The organism is Leifsonia sp. C5G2 (assembly GCF_013359685.1).
Classification (GTDB): Bacteria; Actinomycetota; Actinomycetes; order Actinomycetales; family Microbacteriaceae; genus Leifsonia.
In genome coordinates, this window is record NZ_JABFMV010000003.1 from 65,217 (window position 1) to 83,627 (window position 18,411).

Here is an 18,411-nt window from a genome sequence, read left to right on the forward strand (position 1 = left end):
CAATAAGCTGCCGGAATGGGAATCATCTCGTCCGGCTTCCTCGGCCGTCGGAGGACCGACGACCCCCGCCTCCCTCCCGGTCAGTATCTGACCGAGGGCTTCCCGGTGCTCTCCGCCGGGCCGACGCCCCGCATCGCCAAAGACGACTGGGCGTTCACGATCACCACCGAGAAGGGCGCCGTGCACCGCTGGAGCTGGGACGAGTTCCTGGCGCTCCCGCAGGAGGACGTGAGCACCGACATCCACTGCGTCACCAGCTGGTCGAAGCTCGGGACGTCGTGGCGCGGCGTCGCACTCGACACGCTGTTCAAGGATGTCGACACCTCGTTCGAGTACACGATGGCGCACAGCTACGGCGGCTACACGACCAACGTGCCCCTCGCCGACCTGCTGAACGGGAAGGCCTGGGTCGCGCACTCGTTCGACGGGAAGGACCTGGAGCCCGAGCACGGCGGGCCCGCCCGGCTGCTGGTGCCGCACCTGTACTTCTGGAAGAGCGCCAAGTGGGTCAACGGGCTGCAGATGCTGCCGCAGGACCAGCCGGGCTTCTGGGAGCAGAACGGCTACAACATGTACGGCGACCCGTGGAAGGAACAGCGCTACTGGTGAGCAGCGTATGGCGGGTGGCCGACGTGGTCGACACGCGGATGGAGACCCCGACGGCCCGCACCATCCGGCTGCGCATCCCGGGCCTGCACGGCCACCTGGCCGGTCAGCACGTCGACATCCGGCTGACCGCGCCGGACGGGTACCAGGCGGTGCGGTCGTACTCGATCGCCTCCGGCGGCGGGCGGGGAGCACTCGAGCCGCACGAGCTTCCGGACGACGAGCTGGAGCTGACGGTCGAAGAGCTCGCCGACGGCGAGGTCTCGCCCTACCTGGTGCGCGGCCTCCAGAAGGGCGATCAGCTGGAGGTGCGCGGTCCGGTCGGCGGCTGGTTCGTCTGGCGGCCGGGCGACAGCGGCCCGGTGCAGCTGATCGCCGGCGGATCGGGCGTCGTGCCGCTCATGTCGATGGCGCGGGCGCACGCGGCCGCAGCCAGTACCGCGCCGTTCCGGATGCTGTACTCGGTGCGCACCCCGTTCTCCGGGTACTACACCGACGAGCTCGCGGGGCTCGCGGCCGATGCCGCGGCGCCGCTCCACGTCGACTACGTCTACACGCGGCAGGCGCCGGCAGACTCGGAGACGAAGCCCGGCCGCCTGAGCGCCGAAGGCATCATGCAGCACGTGCTGCCGGCCTCCGACTCCCCCACTTTCTTCATCTGCGGGTCGACGCCGTTCGTCGAGGCGGTCTCCGGCTGGCTGGTCGACGCGGGTCACGACCCGGCGCGCATCCGCACCGAGCGCTACGGCGGCATCGGAGGGACGCCATGACGAACCATGACTATCTCGACGGCAACGCCGCCGCCGGGCTGCTGTCGGAGGTGTTCGCGGCCGACATCACCACCGCGGTCGGCCAGTGCGTCAACTGCGGCGACGAGTCGGTGGTCGCACGCGGCAGGGTCTACGTGGACGAGCACGGCCTCATCCTGCGCTGCTCCGTCTGCGGCGACGTGCTCGCCGTCGCCGCCGAGCGCGCCGGTCGCCTCTGCCTCGACCTCCGCGGCCTAGCCTGGCTCGAGTTCCCCGTCGAGTAACCCCCACCCGTGCGCTCACTCGTCACCAATCGCCGCCGTTCGTGACGAATCGCCCTCATTCGTGACGAATCGCCGCCGCATGTCGCGCTGAGCTCATGCGCCGTTCGTGACGAAACGGCGCCATTCGTCACGAAACGGCGCGATTCGTCACGAATCGCGGCCAGCGGCAGCGTCAGGAGACGTGGACGGCGGGGCGGCGCTTGACGTCGCGCTCGGCCTCGCGGAGGACCTCGCGGGTGACGGGGGCGACCTCGCCGACGCCGGTGATCAGGTAGCGGAACATGTTCGAGATCGGGTTGCCCTCGGTCCACTCGAAGTAGATCGTCGGCACGACGCCGGTGACGTCGCGGATCTCGATGAGCACCGCCGCGATCGTGTTCGGCACGTTGCCGCTGCGGACCTGCAGCACCCGGTAGCCGTGCTTCACCACGCCCTGCACCACCAGGTCCTCCTCGAAGTCCGAGGAGTCCGACTGCAGCACCTCCAGGAAGATCGTGCGGGAGCGCTGCGGGATGTGGCTGAACTTCCGCTCGTCCTTGTTCTTCTGCTCGTACTCCTTCGTGGTGTCCACGTCGGGCTCGTGCGAGATGATGCGGATCTCGCCCTCCTCAGCGTCCTCCAGGATGAAGTCGAGCGCCGTCACGTCGAAGGTCACCGAGGTGGCGCGCAGCTGGAACGACCGCCCGATCCGCGACACGATCGACACGGTCAGGATGCCGAGGATGAACAGCGCCGCGATGCGCAGGCCGTCCGGCCGTTCGATGATGTTGTCGATGGTCGTGTAGACGAAGATCGCCGTGATCAGCCCGAACGTCCACATCCGCTTCGGCTGCCGCTTGCGGCGCGCCGACAGGGTCACCGCGAGGGAGGCCGACGTGATGAGCACCAGCACGCCGGTCGCGTACGCACCGCCCTGCGCGTCCACGCTGGCCTGGAAGATCAGCGTGATGAGGAACGCGATGGCCGTGAAGACGAGCACCAGGGGCCGCACGGCGCGCGCCCACTGCGGCGCCATCCCGTACCGCGGCAGGTAGCGCGGCACCAGGTTGAGCAGGCCGGCCATGGCCGACGCTCCCGCGAACCACAGGATGAGGATGGTGGAGATGTCGTAGATCGTCCCGAAGCCGTTGCCCAGGTACTCGTGCGCGAGGTAGGCGAGCGCGCGGCCGTTGGCCTGCCCGCCCGGCTGGAACTCCCGCTGCGGGATGAGCAGCGTCGTGGTGAAGCTCGACGTGATCAGGAAGACGCTCATGATGATGGCCGCCGTGGTGAGCAGATTGCCTGCACCGCGGATGCGCCCCTTCGGGTACGCGGGGTCGTCGTCCGGCCGTCCCTTGATCTGCGGCATCACCGCGACGCCGGTCTCGAAGCCGGACAGTCCCAGCGCGAGCTTGGGGAACACCAGCAGCGCGACCCCGACGATGATCAGCGGGTTGCCGTTCTGCCGGAACAGCGCCTCCGACCAGTCGGTCACCGCCGTCGGGTGCAGGAAGACCTGCACGATCGAGACGCCGACCACCACCACGTTGAGCGCCAGGTAGACCGCGACCAGCACCACCGCGATGCCGATGGCCTCCTTGAAGCCCTTCAGGAACACCGCCCCGAGGAGGGCCAGCAGGAACAGCGTGATCAGCACGTTGTTGCCGTGGAACCAGTCGGGCGCGAACGGGTTCTCGATGGCGTGCGCCGAGGCGTCCGCGGCGGACAGCGTGATCGTGATCATGAAGTCCGTCGCCGCGAAGCCGAGCAGCACCAGCACGAGGAGCTTGCCCGCCCACCACGGCAGCAGCCGCTCGAGCATGGCGATCGAACCGGAGCCCTTGAAGCTCTCGCGCGCGACCCTGCGGTACACCGGGAGGGCGCCGAGCAGGGTCAGCGCGACCAGCACGAGCGTCGCGAACGGCGAGATCAACCCGGCCGCGAGCGCCGCGATCGCGGGCTGGTAGCCGAGGGTGGAGAAGTAGTCGACGCCGGTGAGGCACATGACCTGCCACCACGGGTGGGTGCGCTCGGGGTTGCGGCCGTGCGGTCCCTGCTGGGTGCCGCGCTCGTCCACGAGGCCGGTGAGCAGCCAGTGCCGGAGGCTGCCGCCCTTCGTCGCCTTCGGCACGGGGCGCGCCTGGCCGGGCACGGGGATCTCGCTCACGTCGTCAGCGTACTGCTCACCAGGCCGAGACACTGTAGTCCTTCAGGAAGACGCCGTGCAGGTCCTCGCCCGCCTCGCCGCGGACGATCGGGTCGTAGACCCGTGCGGCGCCGTCGACCAGGTCGAGCGGGGCGTGGAAGCCCTCCTCGGCGAGGCGCACCTTGGTGTGGTGCGGCCGCTCGTCGGTGATCCATCCCGTGTCGACGCTCGTCATCAGGATGCCGTCGCTCTGGAACAGCTCCTCCGCGCTCGTGCGGGTCAGCATGTTCAGGGCGGCCTTCGACATGTTCGTGTGCGGGTGCCCCGCGCCCTTGTAGCGGCGGCCGAAGACGCCTTCCATCGCCGACACGTTGACGACGTAGGAGCGCCCGGCTGCGGCCAGCGACGGCCGGAGGCGGTCGATCAGGATGAACGGCGCGGTCTGGTTGCACAGCTGGACCTCGAGCAGTTCGAGCGCATCGATGGAGCCGATGGCCTGGGTCCAGGAGTTGACGCGCGCCACATCCGGGACGAGTCCGCCCGCGTCGATGGCCGTTCCGTCGGCGTGCCGGGCGAGCGAGGACGAGCCCGCGGCCATCGCGGCGCTGGCCAGGTCGTCGGCGGTGAGCGCGGCGGCGCCGGCCAGCTCGGCGATCGTGCCGCGCACGTCGGCGGCGGAGAGCAGCGGGTGCGCCGCGACCGACCGTTCCAGCGCGAGCGGATGCGGGTCGGCGGTGTGGCCGAACGTCTCCAGCTCAGGCAGCGGCCCGTCGGGCAGCGGCTGGGTCTCCGCCTCGGCGAGCAGCGAGTACGCGCCCGGCGAGCGCCGGACGGTCTGCGCGGCGTTGTTGATCAGGATGTCGAGCGGACCGCGCTCGGCGACGGAGTCCGCGAGGGCGATCACCTGGGCGGGGTCGCGCAGGTCGATGCCGACGACGCGCAGCCGGTCGATCCACTGCCCCGCGTCGGACAGCTGGGAGAAGCGGCGCACCGCATCCCGCGGGAACCGGGTCGTGATCGTCAGGTGGGCGCCGTCGCGCAGCAGCCGCAGCGCGATGTGCATGCCGATCTTCGCCCGGCCGCCGGTGAGCAGCGCGCGCTTGCCGGTCAGGTCGGTGCGCGCGTTGCGCTTGGCGTGGCTGAACGCCGCGCACGACGGACAGAGCTGGTGGTAGAACCAGTCGACCTCGGTGTAGTGCTGCTTGCAGATGTAGCAGGCGCGCGAGGTGATCAGGGTGCCCGCGGTGCGCGATCCGGTGCTGCTGGAGGTCAGCTCACGGCCGCGGGTCTCGTCGTCGATGCGGTCGGGGGCACCGGTCGCGGTCGCCGCGATGACGGCCTTGTCGGCGTCCTGCACCTGCTGCCGCAGGGTGCGCCGACGCTCCTGCTTGACCGCCTTGAACATGTGGCCGGTCGCACGCCGGACGGCGACGAAGTCGGGATGGTCGTGCTCGAGCTCGTGGAGTCGCTCGAGCACGCGGAGGGTCGCCGCGAGATCGTCGGGGTCGATGCCGGACGCGGCCGGGGTTTCGGGAGGCACCGGAAGATTCTACGTGGCACCATGAACGCATGGATGCGCATGCGTTCTTCGAGGCGACCGGCATAGCGTTCGAGTTCGCCGGCGTCGCGGCGATGGCGGTCGGTTTCGTCGTCGCGATCGTGCTCGCGCTGGTCGCCTGGCGGCGTCAGCGCAGCGGGGCGGTCGCGTTCCGGACGCTGCGGGAGAGCTTCGGCGGGGTGATCCTGCTGGGGCTGGAGATCCTGGTCGCGGCGGACTTGGTCAAGACCGTGACGTCGACCCCGTCGCTGACCGATGCGCTGGTGCTGGGGATCATCGTCCTCATCCGCACCATCCTGAGCTTCTCGCTGCAGGTGGAGATCGACGGTGTCGCGCCGTGGAAGCGGGCGCTGCTCACCACCGGGCCGTCCGTCGTGGCGCACGCGGCGCGGTCGGCGATGCGCACGCCCGACGGCGGCGAGCAGCCGGCGGGGATGTGACGAGCGCTGCGTGACTAGCGCGCCGTGATTAGCGCTCCTCGGCCGCCCACCGTGCCGCGCGCTCGGCGTCGCGCTGCTTGACGCGGGCGTTCTCCGCCCGCACCGCGGCCTGGGTCGCGCGCTCGGCGACGAGCCACTCGGGCGGGTCGGCCAGCAGGTCCTTGATCTGCGCGGTGGTCAGGGCCTCGGTGATGCCGCCGCGGGCGAGCCCGGAGTTGGAGACGCCCAGCTTGCGGGCGACCACGTCGCGCGGGTGCGGGCCGTCGGCGCGCAGGGTCTGCAGCCACTCCGGCGGCTCGGCGACCAGCGCGTCCAGCTCGGTGCGGCTGATCTCGCGGTCGCGGAAGTCCTCCGGCGCCGCCGGCAGGTAGATGCCGAGCTTCTTGGCCGCGGTGGCCGCCTTCATGGTCTGCGCCTTCATGTGCTCAAGGCTACCGTTCGCTACCCTCGTGAGGTGTCCTCCCCCTTCCGCGTTGCCTTCCCGCTCGGCGTGACCGTCGGCAAGTGGACGCGCGCCTTCGAGCAGTGCTTCCCCCGCGTGGAGCTGGTGGTGCGGCCGAGCGACGACCCCCTCGCGGCCCTGGCGGCGGGCGAGGCCGACATGGTGTTCGCACGGGACGCGGAGCCCGACGACCAGCGGCACCTCATCCCGCTGTACGCGGAGGATGTGGTGGCCGTCGTGCACCACGAGCACCTGCTGACGCTCGAGGAGACCTGGCAGCTGGCCGATTTCGACGACGAGCCGCGCGTGACCGGGGAGCCCTCGGAGGCGCTGATGCGTCGCGTCGCGTCGGGCGACGGCGTCGCGCTGCTGCCCGCGTCCGTCGCGAAAGCTCTGCGGCGGCGCGACGTGGTCGCCCTCCGGCTGGAGGACGCCCCGCAGAGCAGGATCGGCCTCACCTGGCCGCGCGAGGGCCAGCATCCCCTGGTCGACGAGTTCATCGGCATCGTCCGCGGCCGAACCGCGCACAGCTCCCGCAACCCCGACGTCGCCGCCCGCGAGCGGGCCGGCGGCGCGCGCGCCCGCAAGCGCCGCCGCTGACGCCGCGCGCCCGGTTGACGCGACACGCCGCCGCGACCGCCGCGTCCACGGCGTGTCGCGTCCACCAGGCGGCTTCCATGGGATGCGGTGCGGGGCAGGATGGGGGGCATGAGTTCCAGCGTCGGGCGCGAGGCGCAGTCCGAGATCTACCGGGCCGGGGTCGCCGGGCGGCGGCCCCGGGTGCCGGTCGGCGCGGCAGAGCTGGAGCGGGCGGCCCAGCGGCGGATGTCGCGCGCGGCATTCGCGTACGTCGCCGGCTCCGCCGGGCTGGAGCGGACCGCGCAGGCCAACCTCGACGCGTTCCGCCGACGCCGCATCGTGCCGAACGTGCTCCGCGATGTCTCGGCCCGCGACCTGTCCATCGAGCTGTTCGGCGTGCGGCGCCCCACTCCGCTACTGTTGGCGCCGATCGGCGTGCTCGAGCTCGCCCGGCGCGGCGGCGATGCCCTGGCGGCGCGGGCGGCCGCCTCGCTCGGCGTTCCGGCGGTGCTCTCGAACCAGGCGTCGCAGCCGATGGAGGAGGCGGCCGCGGCGATGGACGCCGTGCAGCACGGCGCCTCCCGCTGGTTCCAGCTGTACTGGAGCTCGTCGCGCGATCTCGTCGGAAGCCTGGTCGACCGCGCCGAGCGCTCCGGCTGCGAGGCGATCGTCGTCACGCTCGACACGCACGTTCTGGGCTGGCGCCCGCGCGACCTCGCCCTCGGCTACCTGCCGTTCAGCCGCGGACTCGGCATCGCGCAGTACACGTCCGACCCCGTGTTCCAGGAGCTGGTGCGCGAGCGGGCCGCCCGCGGCGCCCGGACCGCGACCACGGTGACGCCCGCCGCGGTCGCCGCCTTTGCGAGCATCCTGCGCCACCACCCGGGTCGTCTCCGCGACAACCTCCGCTCCGGCGAGCCGCTCGCGGCGGTCGAGACGTTCCTCGACGTGTTCGCCGACCCGTCCCTCACCTGGGACGACCTGGCGTTCCTGCGCGAGCGCACGCGGCTCCCGATCGTGCTGAAGGGCGTGCTGCATCCCGACGACGCCCGCCGCGCCGTCGACGCCGGTGTCGACGCCGTGCAGGTCTCGAATCACGGCGGCCGCCAGCTCGACGGCGAGATCGCGGCGCTGGACGCCCTGCCCGCGGTCGTGGATGCGGTCGGCGGCCGACTCCCCGTGCTGTTCGACAGCGGGATCCGCGGCGGATCGGACGCCCTCGTCGCGCTCGCGCTCGGAGCCCGCGCGGTCGCGATCGGACGGCCGTACGTCTACGCCCTCGCGCTGGCCGGCGAGGAGGGCGTGCGCGAACTGCTGCGCAACACGATCGCCGAGCTGGACATCACGCTCGGTCTCGCCGGTGCGCGCAGCATCGGCGAGGTGGATGCGTCCCTCCTCGCGTGAGCAGACGCACGACCCGCTACGAGACCGCCGCCCCGATCAGCGACAGCAGCGCCTGCGCGTACGCGGCGTCGGCCTCCGGCTCCTCGAAGTAGCGCTCCTGCCCCTCCAGGAGCACCGTGACCCGGTACCCGTCGGGCGTCCGGGCGAGGTGGCGGAACGTGCCCCCGAGCAGCTCGCGCAGCTGGTCCTCGCGCGGGATCCACAGCGCGTCCTCGACCGCGAGCGAGTCGAGCGCCCACTCCGTGGTGCCGTTGAAGCCGAGGATCGTCCCGGTGTCGAAGTGGTGCGGCTCGATCGTCATGTCGCTGACCGTGAACCGCTCGCCCTCCATCCCGGGCCGGTCGATGGCGAAGGTGTCCCCTGACGCGGGCTGCCAGCGCAGCCCCGCGGCCCGCAGCTGCCGGGCGGTGTCCTCGTGGATCACGGATGCTCCCTCTCAGTCGATGACGCTCAGTCGATGACGCTCAGTCGGTGACGCTAAGTCGGTGACGACGACGATCTTGCCGCGCACGTGGCCGCCCTCGAGCCTCCCGAAGGCCTCCACCGTGCGCTCGATGGGGTAGATGGAGTCGATGGGCAGCACCAGCTCGTTCTCCGCCAGCAGGGAGGCCAGCTCGGCGAGCTCGTCGTTGCCCGCGGCGCGGCCTCCGACCGTGCGGGCGCCGTGCGCGTCGGGCCCGAAGGCGGCGATCGTGTTGACGCGCTCGATCGGGACGCCCAGCTCCAGCGCCGCCTGGATCGTGTCCGGCCCGTGGTTGTCGAGCACCGCGGTGACCCGGTCGTCGTCGAGCACGTCGCGCACCCGGCCGGCCAGGCCGTCGCCGTACGCGACCGGGATGATGCCGAGCGACTCCAGGAACTCGTGGTTCTCCTCCGACGCGGTCCCGATCACGGTCGCGCCGGCCCGGACCGCCAGCTGCGCCGCCAGCACCCCGACGCCGCCGGCCGCCGCACTGACGAGGACGGTGTCCCGCTCGTGCAGGTCGAGCGAGCGGACGGTCGCCATGGCGGTGCGCCCGACGACCCCGAGCGAGCCGGCCACCTCGAAGGTGAGCGGGTCGGGCTTCGCCACCACCGCGCCGTCCTCTGGCACGACGACGAAGTCGGCGATGGACGCGAACGGGGCCGTGCCGAACACGGCCTGCCCCAGCTCGAACCGGGTCACGCCCTCCCCCAGCTCCTCGACGAAGCCGGCGAAGTCCTGCCCGATGCCGCTCGGCAGGGTGACGCCCATGCGCGCCGCCGCCTGCTCGGAGCGGTACGCCTTGCAGTCCATCGGGTTCAGCCCGGCCGCCATCACCCGCACGAGGAGCTGACCGGGGCCCGCCCACGGTCTGTCCCGCTCGACCACCTGCAGGTAGTCGCGGGAACCGAACTCCTCGAACTGGACGAATCGCGGCACGGATGGGCTCCTTCCCCTGGTAGGGAGGAGCCTAGCCCCGGCAGCGTCGGAACAGCAGGGACTCTCAGCCGAAGGACTGTCAGCCGAAGAGGAGGGCGGCCTCCTCGTAGCGCGCATCCGGCACGGTCTTGAGTCCGCCGGTGGCGTCGGCGATCGAGACGTTGACCACGTCCGTGCCGCGCAGCGACACCATGGAGCCCCAGCGGCCCTCGTACACCGCATCCACCGCGGCCATGCCGAGGCGGGTGGCGAGGACGCGGTCGTAGGCGCTCGGGACGCCGCCGCGCTGCATGTGGCCGAGCACGGTCGCGCGCGACTCGATGCCGGTGCGCTCCTCGATCATCGGGGCGAGCATCTCGCCGATGCCGCCGAGGCGGGGACGGTTGAACGCGTCGAGCCCCTTGTGCGAGTGCGCCTCCTCCATCGTGTCCAGGTGGAAGCCCTCGGAGACGACGATGACCGGTGCGCGGCCGCGGTCGCGCACCGACTCCACCCACTCGCAGATCTGCTCGATGGACTGCGGCTGCTCCGGGATGAGGATGGCGTGCGCGCCGCCCGCCATGCCCGAGTGGAGGGCGATCCAGCCGACGTGACGGCCCATCACCTCGACGACCATGCAGCGCTGGTGCGACTCCGCGGTCGTGCGGAGGCGGTCGATGGCCTCGGTGGCGATCTCCACCGCGGTGTCGAAGCCGAACGAGTAGTCGGTCGCGGCGAGGTCGTTGTCGATGGTCTTGGGGACGCCCACGATCTTGAGGCCCGCGTCGGTGAGCCGGCGGGCGGCGGTCAGCGTGCCCTCCCCGCCGATCGCGATGATGGCGTCGATGCCGTTCTCATCCATCATCCGCTGGATGTTCTCCGGGCCGCCCTTGTCGGTCTCGAACGGGTTGGTGCGGCTGGAGCCGAGGATGGTGCCGCCCTGGCGCGAGAGGCCGCGCACGCTGTGCCGGTCGAGCGGCATGATGTCGCCCTCGACCACGCCGCGCCAGCCGTAGCGGAAGCCGGCGAACTCGGAGTGGTGGACCCGGTCGCCCTTCAGGACCGCGCCGCGGATGACCGCGTTGAGGCCCGGGCAGTCGCCGCCGCTGGTGAGGATGCCGATCTTCATGCTGCTCCGTTTCGTGCGATGCGTCCCCTGAATCATGCCCGCGCGAGCGCGGCTGCACAAAATCGCACTGGACGGATGCGGAGTTGCGGTGGTAGGTGCGCTACAGCCCGAGGGCCCGCTGGAGCTTCGAGGAGCTCGCCGAGGGCCGGGCGCCGGCCGCGAGCAGCCGCTCCTCGATCCCGTCGAGCAGGGCGGTGCGGCCGTTGCGCGTGTCCGGCGCCCCGGCGAGCAGCTCGACCTCCCACTCCCGCCACTCCTGGGTACCGCCGGCGCGCAGGTTCTCGCTGCGCACGTGGTCGTCCGTGAGCTCGGCCACCTCGAACCCGGCGGCGTCGAGCAGCACGACGCTGTCGCGCTGGTTGGTCACGCGCGCGATCGGGACGAGCGGCTCGTCGCCGATCAGCGGCCGCAGGTGGTCGCGCAGGTCGGCGGGCGGCTCGTCCCCGTCGGTCAGTGGCCACTGCAGCTCGGTGCGGCCCTCCTCCGCGGGCTCCTTGACGTGCCAGCCCTCGTCGTGGCCGCCACGGCGCACGCGCAGGGCGGTGCGGTGCTGAGCGAGCGTCAGGTCGGCGGTGTCGAAGTAGGTGGCGACGAGCTCGTGCCGCTCCGGCTCCTGCTGCACGGCGACCGCGCCGACCCCGACGAGCAGTGGATGCCGCGCCTCGGCGTCGACGTCGTACTTGCGCTCGATCTCGGTCTGGGAGTGGTGGGGCATATCCCCTGTCTAGCCCACATCCCGGCTGTCGCGAAATTTCAAGCGCTGCGGGAGCGCGGCCGCTACGGTGAGCGCATGACCGCTGAGACCATCACCGCCCGTTTCGACGTGACCGGCTGGGAGCCGGCCGACCTCCCCGGGATCGACGGCGACTGGCTCGGCGCCGTCGTCATGCGCAAGACCTACACCGAGGGTCTCGTCGGCGAGTCGGTGGCGCACTTCGTCTCGTCGGGCACGGAGGAGGACGGCCGGGGCTACCTCGCCGCCGAGCGCATCACCGGGCGCCTGGAGGACGGGCGCGACGGCTCGGTGACCGTGCACCACGGCGCTCTGCAGCATCCCGGGGACGCGTCCGCGTTCGGTTACATCGTCGCCGGGACGGGCACCGGAGACTTCGCCGGCTTCCGCGGGCGGGCGAGGATCGAGCACGACGACCGCGGCGCGTACTTCGTGTTCGAGCTGGACTGACACCGGCCTTCACCGCCGCGACCGACGGCGGTACCCTCGGGACATGAGCGACCCCAGAGGAAGTGAACGCAGGGACGACGAGGACCTCGACGACTTCGTCGAGGCGCAGGAGGCCGACTACGAGCCGGAGCCCGTCGTCCACGACCCGGAGGACCTCCCCGTGGTCGACGACGAGGACGACGAGCTCCTCCCCGACGACGACCGCCCCGTCCCGCTCGACCCCGACGACGCCGAGATCGCCTGACCGCACCCCCGCCGCCGTCAGCTCCTGAGTTGTTCGACCGACACGCCGTGCCGAATTCGAACAAGTCCGGAGCCGACGGCTGGGGACGGGCGCCCGCGGTCAGGCGAGCGCGTCCTCCAGGAGGTGGATGAGCGCGTCGAGCTGCACGGAGTCGGTCGAGCCGACCTCCACGTCGCTGCCGTCGAGGGCACGGGCGGCGAGGCCCTGCTTCGCGTCGATGAGCTCCGCGATCTTGGAGTCGATCGTCTGCGCGGCGATGATGCGCCACGCGGTGACCGGCTCCTCCTGGCCGATGCGGTGGACGCGGTCGATCGCCTGCGTCTGCTCCGCCGCCGTCCACGACAGCTCGGCCAGCACCACGTTCGACGCCGCCTGCAGGTTGAGGCCGACGCCCGCCGCGGTGAGCGAGCAGACCGCGACCGCGACCTCCGGGTCGTTGTTGAACGCGTCGATCTCCTTCTGGCGGGCGAGGGCGGACTGGTCGCCGCGGATCGACACCGTCTTCAGGTCGCGGGCCGCGAAGGCCTCCTCGGCCGCATCCATCACGTCGATGTGCTTGGCGAAGAACACCACCTTGCCCACCGAGCGGGCCAGCTGCGCGGTGTAGTCCGACGCGAGCCCGGCCTTCGCCTGGCCGATCTTGCGGACCATGGTGAAGACGTTGTCGCCGGTCTTCGCCGACTTCGCCTCCTCCAGCTCCGACTGGGCGACCAGGCGGATGAGGTGGCGGCGGTGCGCCTCGTCGTCGCCGTCGAACGAGTCGGGGCGTCCGGCGGCCGCGGCGCGGTGGAACCGGGCGACGAGCCGCGCGGCCAGCTCCTTCTCCGCCTGGCGGATGGAGCGGCCCATCTCGTCGTCGAGCTCCACCGGCAGGTCGACGACGCGCCGGCTCGGCAGGTCGGCGGCCACGTCGAGCTTGCGGCGGCGGACGATGCCCATGTCGATGACGGCCTCGCGCGCGGCGGCATAGAAGCCGAAGTCGGCCGGGGTCAGCCCGGTCTCCTCCAGGTGCTCCATCAGCTCCGCGGTCGGCTTGTTGCCGTCGATCCAGCCGAGGAACTGCCAGATCGCCTTGAAGTCGTCGATGTCGTTGATCAGCGGCGTACCGGTCAGCGCGATCATCAGCGGGTCGGGCGTGGCCTGGCGGATGGCGTCGGCGAGCCCGAGCACCAGGCGCGAGCGCTGGGAGTGCAGGTTCTTGATGAAGTGCGCCTCGTCGACGACCATGCCCTTGAAGCCGAGCGTGCTCAGCCAGGAGAGGTGCCGGTCGAGCACCTCGTAGTTGACGATCACCACGTCGGCGAAGGCGTCGAGCCCCTCGCCGTCGCCGTGGATGACGGTCGCCCGGCGCTGCGGCGTCCACTGCTCCACCTCGCGCGCCCAGTTCATCTTGACGACGTTCGGGACGACCGCGAGCAGCGGGTAGGCGCCGGCGACGGATGCGGCCAGGACCGACTGGGCGGTCTTGCCGAGGCCCGGCTCGTCGGCGAGCAGGAAGCTCCTGTGCCCCTGCCGCACGCTCTCGATGAACCGCGACTGGTGGTGCATCAGCTCCAGGCCGTGCGGGGAGTAGCGGTCGATGGCCGGCGCCGGCGGCAGCTCCATGCTGGCGGCCTGACCGCCCGCGCCGTACTCGAACGACTTGAACAGCGGGCCGAGCAGCTCCCACGAGTCGAGCCGGCGCCGCGGGGTCGGCGCGCTCGGGGAGGCGCGTGTGAAGTCGGGGGCGAGGAACGGGTTGGACAGCTGGCGCGCCTTCACCGACGGCGGCACGACCTGCTTCTGCGCGAGCTCGGGCGGGATGACGGTGTCCAGCTTGGCGACGGGCCGCTCGATCGTGATGATGAGGTCGTCGGGCGAGAGCTCCGTTCCCGACTCCAGCAGCCAGTCCCGGCGCATCTTCTGCGCGGTGGCCGTGGAGGGCGACTCGCTCTCCAGCAGCGAGATGAGCGATGTGTCGCGGGCCGCCGTCTTGGCGAGGATGGTGGCGATGCCGTCGAGCCGCTTCAGCTGCTCTGCGCGCTGCGCGTCGCTGAGGTCGGGATCCGACTTCGCGCGCGCTCGCTCCTCGCGCATGAGGAAGGCGATCACCTGGAACTTGGTGCGGTTGGTCGGCCCGAGCTTCTTGCCGTCCGCGGCCTTCGCCTCCACCTCGCGCACTTTGCGCGCGAGCACGGGGATGAGCCCGTCGTTGTTGGCGTGCCGGTTCTTCCGCTGCTGCTGCCTGGTCGGGCTGGTGCGCTGACCGGAACGAGACATGGTCCTCCAGTGGAGGCGTCGCGGGCTGTCGGAGGACGCGACGCCGTGTGGGCGTGAGGCCGGCGGAGGCGGGAGGACCGGTGACCGAGTGGACCGGGCTCGACGCGGGTGACGCCGGGAGCGCGGCACAGGATGGCCGCGCAGCACCATTTTACCGGAAAGCCCGGCGTTCAGCGACGCGTGTCCGCGGGAATCTTGATCGTGACCGCGGCGGCGACGAAGACGACCGCTCCGACGATGGACAGACCCTGCAGCGCGAGGGTGCCGAGCGGCAGCGGCCACACCGGGTTCCAGACCACCGCGAGCGGCACGAGACCCGCCAGCCACCACCACATCCGGGCCTGGCCGGCGAAGACGCAGAGGATCAGCGCGAGGATGCTGACGCCGTAGCGGATGTAGAGATAGGCGTCGCCGCCGACGAGCGCGAGGCCCGCGAGGAGCACGATCGCGCCGAGCAGACCGGGTGCGAGCGCCGCCCGGTTGTAGGCGGGCTGCTGCGGCGTGTGGGGACGGGACACGGCATCCCACTCTACGCGGCCCGGACATGGTGCGCCCGCCCGGTTCCCGGAGACCTCGCTCTCCGGCCGGGCGGGCGGCGCTGTGTGGTGGGGCGTGCTGCGGGCTACAGCACTCCCCGGCGGAACAGGAATGCGCACGGCGGCGCGTCGGAGCCGACGCGCACCGTCACTGCGGAGTGTCGGGCGAGCTGGACGAAGGCGTCGAGCTCGAGGCGGGTCATCGGGACTCGGCGGAGTTCGGCGTCCGAGGCGATCCCGTTCACCGCGAACGCGACGTCGGGCACGTCGTAGGGTTCTGCGGCGAGGTCGAGGAACACGATCGGCGAGGCATCCTCCGTCTCGAGCGGGAACACGGAGAGGATGGCCTCTGCGGCGGCCTCCGTCGTGACGTCGTCACCGAGGTGGACGACGGGCGTGGTGATCTGGTCTTCCGGATAGCCGCTGCCCACGAGGGTAAGCGTCTCGCCATCACTCATGGCGTCGAGCGCGCTCAGGAGCGCGCCGGACAGCAGCGGGCTGAGGTTCTTCAGCAAAGTCGGGCCTTTCCTGTTAAACGAATATTTCTCAACCCCTCCCTGGAGGATAGACCTCTCTGTATGTCCACCCCTACCCCCCGTTGGGGGGCTTTTTGGCCATTGACACCCCTCTGGGGTATCGGGCAGGAGGTCGTATCCTGAGGGGGTGATCGCAGACATCAAGAAGCGGGCGCTGCACCGAACGCGCATCCTCGAAGGGCAGCTCCGGGGTCTCGAGAAGATGATCGAGAACGAGGACTACTGCATCGACATCATCACCCAGTCGCTGGCCATCCAGAAGTCGCTCGGCTCCCTGAACCGGCTGCTCGTCGAGAACCACCTCCGCACCCACGTCTCCGAGGCGTTCGAGGAGGGCGGGAGCGCCCAGGACGACGCGATCGTGGAGCTGCTCAAGATCTACGAGCTCTCCAACAACCGGGGTTGACGGTGGAGGAGCTGATCCGCATCGTCCGCGGAGACATCACCGACGAGGCGGTCGACGCGATCGTGAACGCCGCCAACAGCTCGCTGCTCGGCGGCGGGGGCGTCGACGGCGCCATCCACCGCCGCGGCGGTCCCGCGATCCTCGAGGCGACGCGCGAACTGCGTGCGACCACGCTCCCGGCCGGGCTGCCGACCGGCCAGGCGGTCGCCACCATCGCGGGCGACCTGGCGGCGAGGTGGGTCATCCACGCGGTGGGACCGGTCTGGTCGTCGCGCGAGGACCGCACGTCGCTGCTGCAGAACGCGTACCGGTCGTCCCTCCGCGTCGCGCGCGAGCTCGGCGCTCGCACGGTCGCCTTCCCGGCCATCTCCGCCGGGGTCTACGGCTGGCCGATGGACGACGCCGCCCGGGTCGCAGTCAGCACCGTGCGCGCGGTGCTCTCCTCGGGGGTCGGGTCGGTCGAGCACGTGCGATTCGTGCTGTTCTCGGACGAGGCGTTCGACGCCTTCCGCACGGCGGCCGGCGAGTGACGTCCGCCGACGACGCCGCACGCGACGACGGCGCGCTGGAGCGGTTCCGCGCGCTTCTGCGCATCCCCACGATGTCGCGCAACGATCTCGAGGAGACGGACTGGGCGGCGTTCGACCGGTTCTGCGACGCGCTGCCGGAGCACTACCCGGCGCTGCACGCGACCCTGGAGCGCGAGCGGCACGGTCACTCGCTGCTGTACCGCTGGCGCGGCCGGGGCGACGGCGACCCGACCGTGCTGATGGCGCACTACGACGTGGTGCCCGCGACCGAGGAGGGCTGGACGCATCCCCCGTTCGCCGCCGAGCTCACCGGCGACGGCGAGCGGCAGCTCCTCTGGGGGCGCGGGGCGATCGACGACAAGGGGGCGGTCGTCGCGATCCTGGAGGCCGTGGAGGCGCTCGTGCGCGAGGGCTTCCAGCCGGCGGACGACGTCTACCTGAGCTTCGGGCACGACGAGGAGACGGTCGGCTCCGGCGCACGCGGCATCGCCGCGGTGCTGCGGGAGCGCGGCATCCGCCCGGCGCTCGTGCTCGACGAGGGCGGCGCGGTCGTGGAGCGGATCTTCCCGGGGGTGAGCGCGCCGGTCGCGGTGGTCGGGGTGAGCGAGAAGGGCATCACGAGCGTGCGGCTCACCGTCGAGCAGCACGGCGGGCACGCCTCCACTCCCCCGCGGATGACGGCGACCGTGCGGCTGGCCCGGGCGATCACCCGGCTGAACGCCCGGCCGTTCCCGGCGCGGCTGACCGAGACGAACCTGCGGATGGTGGAGACGCTCGGCGCGCACGCGACCGGGCCGCTGCGGGCCGTGTTCACGCGCGCCCGGCGGCTGCAGCCCGTGCTGCGCTGGGTGTTCGGCCGGCTGAGCGACGAGACCCGGGCGATCGTGCGCACCACCACCGCGGTGACGCAGCTGCGCGGCAGCCTGGCGGCGAACGCTTTGCCGGAGACCGCGGAGGCCGTGGTCAACACGCGCATCGCCGTCGGCTCGTCGGTCGCGGAGACGCTCGACCACTTGCGCCGGGCGATCCGGGACGACGCGGTGCGGATCGAGGCCGTCGACGCGAGCGAGCCGTCGCCGGTGTCGCCGTCCGAGGGCCCGCAGTGGGAGCGGCTGGCCGCGGCCATCGGCGCCGTCCACCCGCGCGCCGTCGTCACGCCGTACGTCATGCTCGGCGCGAGCGACAGCCGGCACTTCACCGGGATCTGCGACGCCGTCTACCGCTTCACCCCGTTCGAGTTGAGCTCGGACGAGCGCGGTGCCCTGCATGCGCGCGACGAGCGCATCCGCGTCGCCACCTGGCTCCGCGGCATCCGCGTCTACCAAGCCCTCCTCCGCGCCTCCTGACCCCCCGTCGAGTACACCAAGACTGCACGCCTCCACGGCGTGTCGCGTGCAGTCTTCGCGGACTCGGCGGTGGGGGCTAGCGGGAGCCGAGGTCGGGGAGGGTGATGGCGCGGGAGTTGGGGGGCAGGTCGCGAAGGCGCTCCAGGGCGGGGGCCAGCTCGGCGGCCCAGGCGCGGTAGCCCTCGTCGTTCAGGTGGAGGCGGTCCTCGGTGTACGCGGGATTCAGCTCCCCGTCCTCCAGCGCGAGGGCCGGCCAGAGGTCGAGCCAGCCGGCGTGAACCGTCGGCGCGAACTGCCACAGGTGCCGGTTGATGTCGCGGATCTGGTCCCCGAACTCGTGCCCGCGCGGCATCACCGACTGCACCAGGATGCGCGTGTCCGGCAGCTCCTTCCGGAGCGTCACCAGGATGGTCTCGACGTTGCGGACGACGTGCTCGACCGACCGGCGCCAGGCCAGGTCGTTGGTGCCGACGAGCAGAGCCACGAGCGCGGGACGCGACTCGATCACGGCGTCCAGCCGCGCGACGACGTCGTCGGTCGTGTCACCGGCGACGCCGAAGTTGCGGACCGTCTCACCGGGGAGCAGTGCCCCCCAGTCGCCGCCCTGCGTCAGGCTGTCCCCGACGAGGGCCAGCACCTCGCCCTCCGGTCTCCACTCGTCCGTCATCGCCACA

Annotated in this window: 22 protein-coding genes; 11 read left to right on the forward strand and 11 right to left on the reverse strand. The window is 71.6% G+C overall.

Annotated elements, in window-relative coordinates; all coding sequences use genetic code 11:
* The first annotated feature begins 15 nt into the window (after positions 1-15).
* Genes HNO83_RS04995 through HNO83_RS05005 form a run of 3 tightly spaced genes read left to right on the forward strand, consistent with a single transcriptional unit; the run spans position 16 to position 1,639 of the window.
* Entirely contained in the window at positions 16-609 is a 594-nt protein-coding gene (locus tag HNO83_RS04995; protein WP_175336422.1) for a sulfite oxidase-like oxidoreductase, read from the forward strand.
* 14 nt (positions 610-623) lie between these two features.
* Positions 624-1,376, forward strand: coding sequence for an FAD-binding oxidoreductase (locus HNO83_RS05000; RefSeq protein WP_502708421.1), 753 nt, complete (start codon positions 624-626; stop codon positions 1,374-1,376).
* Positions 1,373-1,639 (forward strand): DUF6510 family protein, encoded by a 267-nt coding sequence (locus tag HNO83_RS05005; RefSeq protein WP_175336423.1) that lies wholly within the window; start codon positions 1,373-1,375, stop codon positions 1,637-1,639. The genes HNO83_RS05000 and HNO83_RS05005 overlap by 4 nt, the downstream gene beginning before the upstream one ends.
* Positions 1,640-1,811: 172 nt before the next feature.
* Here the strand turns inward: HNO83_RS05005 and HNO83_RS05010 are convergent, their stop codons facing one another.
* Together HNO83_RS05010 and HNO83_RS05015 are read right to left on the reverse strand one after the other, a co-directional pair.
* The gene (locus HNO83_RS05010; RefSeq protein ID WP_217498759.1) at positions 1,812-3,623 is read right to left on the reverse strand and encodes an APC family permease; all 1,812 of its coding nucleotides are present in this window, start codon (positions 3,621-3,623) and stop codon (positions 1,812-1,814) included.
* A 178-nt stretch (positions 3,624-3,801) separates the two neighbouring features.
* On the reverse strand, positions 3,802-5,304 hold the full coding sequence (locus tag HNO83_RS05015; protein WP_175336424.1) for an SDR family NAD(P)-dependent oxidoreductase: 1,503 nt from the start codon (positions 5,302-5,304) through the stop codon (positions 3,802-3,804).
* A gap of 29 nt (positions 5,305-5,333) precedes the next feature.
* Here HNO83_RS05015 and HNO83_RS05020 point away from each other — a divergent pair, with 29 nt between their 5' ends.
* Positions 5,334-5,762, forward strand: a complete 429-nt coding sequence (locus HNO83_RS05020) for a DUF1622 domain-containing protein (RefSeq protein ID WP_175336425.1) — start codon at positions 5,334-5,336, stop codon at positions 5,760-5,762.
* 28 nt (positions 5,763-5,790) lie between these two features.
* Here HNO83_RS05020 and HNO83_RS05025 read toward each other — a convergent pair whose 3' ends face one another.
* Positions 5,791-6,183, reverse strand: a complete 393-nt coding sequence (locus HNO83_RS05025; protein WP_175336426.1) for a DUF5997 family protein — start codon at positions 6,181-6,183, stop codon at positions 5,791-5,793.
* Between the two features lie 33 nt (positions 6,184-6,216).
* On the opposite strand from HNO83_RS05025, the gene HNO83_RS05030 reads away from it, so the two are divergent.
* A complete protein-coding gene (locus tag HNO83_RS05030; RefSeq protein ID WP_175336427.1) occupies positions 6,217-6,804 on the forward strand; it encodes a LysR substrate-binding domain-containing protein in 588 nt (195 codons plus the stop codon).
* 108 nt (positions 6,805-6,912) lie between these two features.
* Positions 6,913-8,187, forward strand: coding sequence for an alpha-hydroxy-acid oxidizing protein (locus tag HNO83_RS05035; RefSeq protein ID WP_175336428.1), 1,275 nt, complete (start codon positions 6,913-6,915; stop codon positions 8,185-8,187).
* A 16-nt stretch (positions 8,188-8,203) separates the two neighbouring features.
* On the opposite strand, the gene HNO83_RS05040 is transcribed toward HNO83_RS05035, so the two are convergent.
* From HNO83_RS05040 to HNO83_RS05055, 4 genes are all read right to left on the reverse strand, one after another.
* Entirely contained in the window at positions 8,204-8,611 is a 408-nt protein-coding gene (locus HNO83_RS05040) for a hypothetical protein (RefSeq protein ID WP_175336429.1), read from the reverse strand.
* A gap of 12 nt (positions 8,612-8,623) precedes the next feature.
* Complete coding sequence (locus HNO83_RS05045; RefSeq protein ID WP_175336430.1) at positions 8,624-9,589, reverse strand: NADP-dependent oxidoreductase; 966 nt, start codon at positions 9,587-9,589, stop codon at positions 8,624-8,626.
* Positions 9,590-9,668: 79 nt separating this feature from the next.
* Positions 9,669-10,697 carry a 6-phosphofructokinase gene (locus HNO83_RS05050; protein WP_175336431.1) on the reverse strand — a complete coding sequence of 343 codons (1,029 nt, stop codon included), beginning with the start codon at positions 10,695-10,697 and terminating at the stop codon, positions 9,669-9,671.
* A gap of 100 nt (positions 10,698-10,797) precedes the next feature.
* Positions 10,798-11,412: a CYTH domain-containing protein gene (locus HNO83_RS05055; RefSeq protein WP_175336432.1), complete on the reverse strand. Its 615-nt coding sequence runs from the start codon at positions 11,410-11,412 to the stop codon at positions 10,798-10,800.
* Between the two features lie 75 nt (positions 11,413-11,487).
* On the opposite strand from HNO83_RS05055, the gene HNO83_RS05060 reads away from it, so the two are divergent.
* The gene (locus HNO83_RS05060) at positions 11,488-11,880 is read left to right on the forward strand and encodes a DUF3224 domain-containing protein (RefSeq protein WP_175336433.1); all 393 of its coding nucleotides are present in this window, start codon (positions 11,488-11,490) and stop codon (positions 11,878-11,880) included.
* A gap of 43 nt (positions 11,881-11,923) precedes the next feature.
* Positions 11,924-12,124 carry a hypothetical protein gene (locus tag HNO83_RS05065; protein WP_175336434.1) on the forward strand — a complete coding sequence of 67 codons (201 nt, stop codon included), beginning with the start codon at positions 11,924-11,926 and terminating at the stop codon, positions 12,122-12,124.
* A 99-nt stretch (positions 12,125-12,223) separates the two neighbouring features.
* On the opposite strand, the gene HNO83_RS05070 is transcribed toward HNO83_RS05065, so the two are convergent.
* From HNO83_RS05070 to HNO83_RS05080, 3 genes are all read right to left on the reverse strand, one after another.
* Positions 12,224-14,383 carry a DEAD/DEAH box helicase gene (locus tag HNO83_RS05070; protein ID WP_175336435.1) on the reverse strand — a complete coding sequence of 720 codons (2,160 nt, stop codon included), beginning with the start codon at positions 14,381-14,383 and terminating at the stop codon, positions 12,224-12,226.
* A 170-nt stretch (positions 14,384-14,553) separates the two neighbouring features.
* Entirely contained in the window at positions 14,554-14,901 is a 348-nt protein-coding gene (locus tag HNO83_RS05075) for a DUF6804 family protein (RefSeq protein WP_175336436.1), read from the reverse strand.
* Between the two features lie 104 nt (positions 14,902-15,005).
* Entirely contained in the window at positions 15,006-15,434 is a 429-nt protein-coding gene (locus HNO83_RS05080) for an RbsD/FucU domain-containing protein (protein WP_175336437.1), read from the reverse strand.
* 148 nt (positions 15,435-15,582) lie between these two features.
* On the opposite strand from HNO83_RS05080, the gene HNO83_RS05085 reads away from it, so the two are divergent.
* The 3 genes from HNO83_RS05085 (at position 15,583) to HNO83_RS05095 (ending at position 17,737) form a co-directional block, all read left to right on the forward strand.
* Positions 15,583-15,861 (forward strand): metal-sensitive transcriptional regulator, encoded by a 279-nt coding sequence (locus tag HNO83_RS05085; RefSeq protein ID WP_115698346.1) that lies wholly within the window; start codon positions 15,583-15,585, stop codon positions 15,859-15,861.
* Between the two features lie 2 nt (positions 15,862-15,863).
* Positions 15,864-16,391 carry an O-acetyl-ADP-ribose deacetylase gene (locus HNO83_RS05090; RefSeq protein ID WP_175336700.1) on the forward strand — a complete coding sequence of 176 codons (528 nt, stop codon included), beginning with the start codon at positions 15,864-15,866 and terminating at the stop codon, positions 16,389-16,391.
* Between the two features lie 71 nt (positions 16,392-16,462).
* Positions 16,463-17,737 carry a M20/M25/M40 family metallo-hydrolase gene (locus HNO83_RS05095; protein WP_175336701.1) on the forward strand — a complete coding sequence of 425 codons (1,275 nt, stop codon included), beginning with the start codon at positions 16,463-16,465 and terminating at the stop codon, positions 17,735-17,737.
* Positions 17,738-17,813: 76 nt separating this feature from the next.
* Here HNO83_RS05095 and HNO83_RS05100 read toward each other — a convergent pair whose 3' ends face one another.
* Positions 17,814-18,404, reverse strand: coding sequence for an SGNH/GDSL hydrolase family protein (locus HNO83_RS05100; protein ID WP_175336438.1), 591 nt, complete (start codon positions 18,402-18,404; stop codon positions 17,814-17,816).
* Positions 18,405-18,411: the final 7 nt, after the last annotated feature.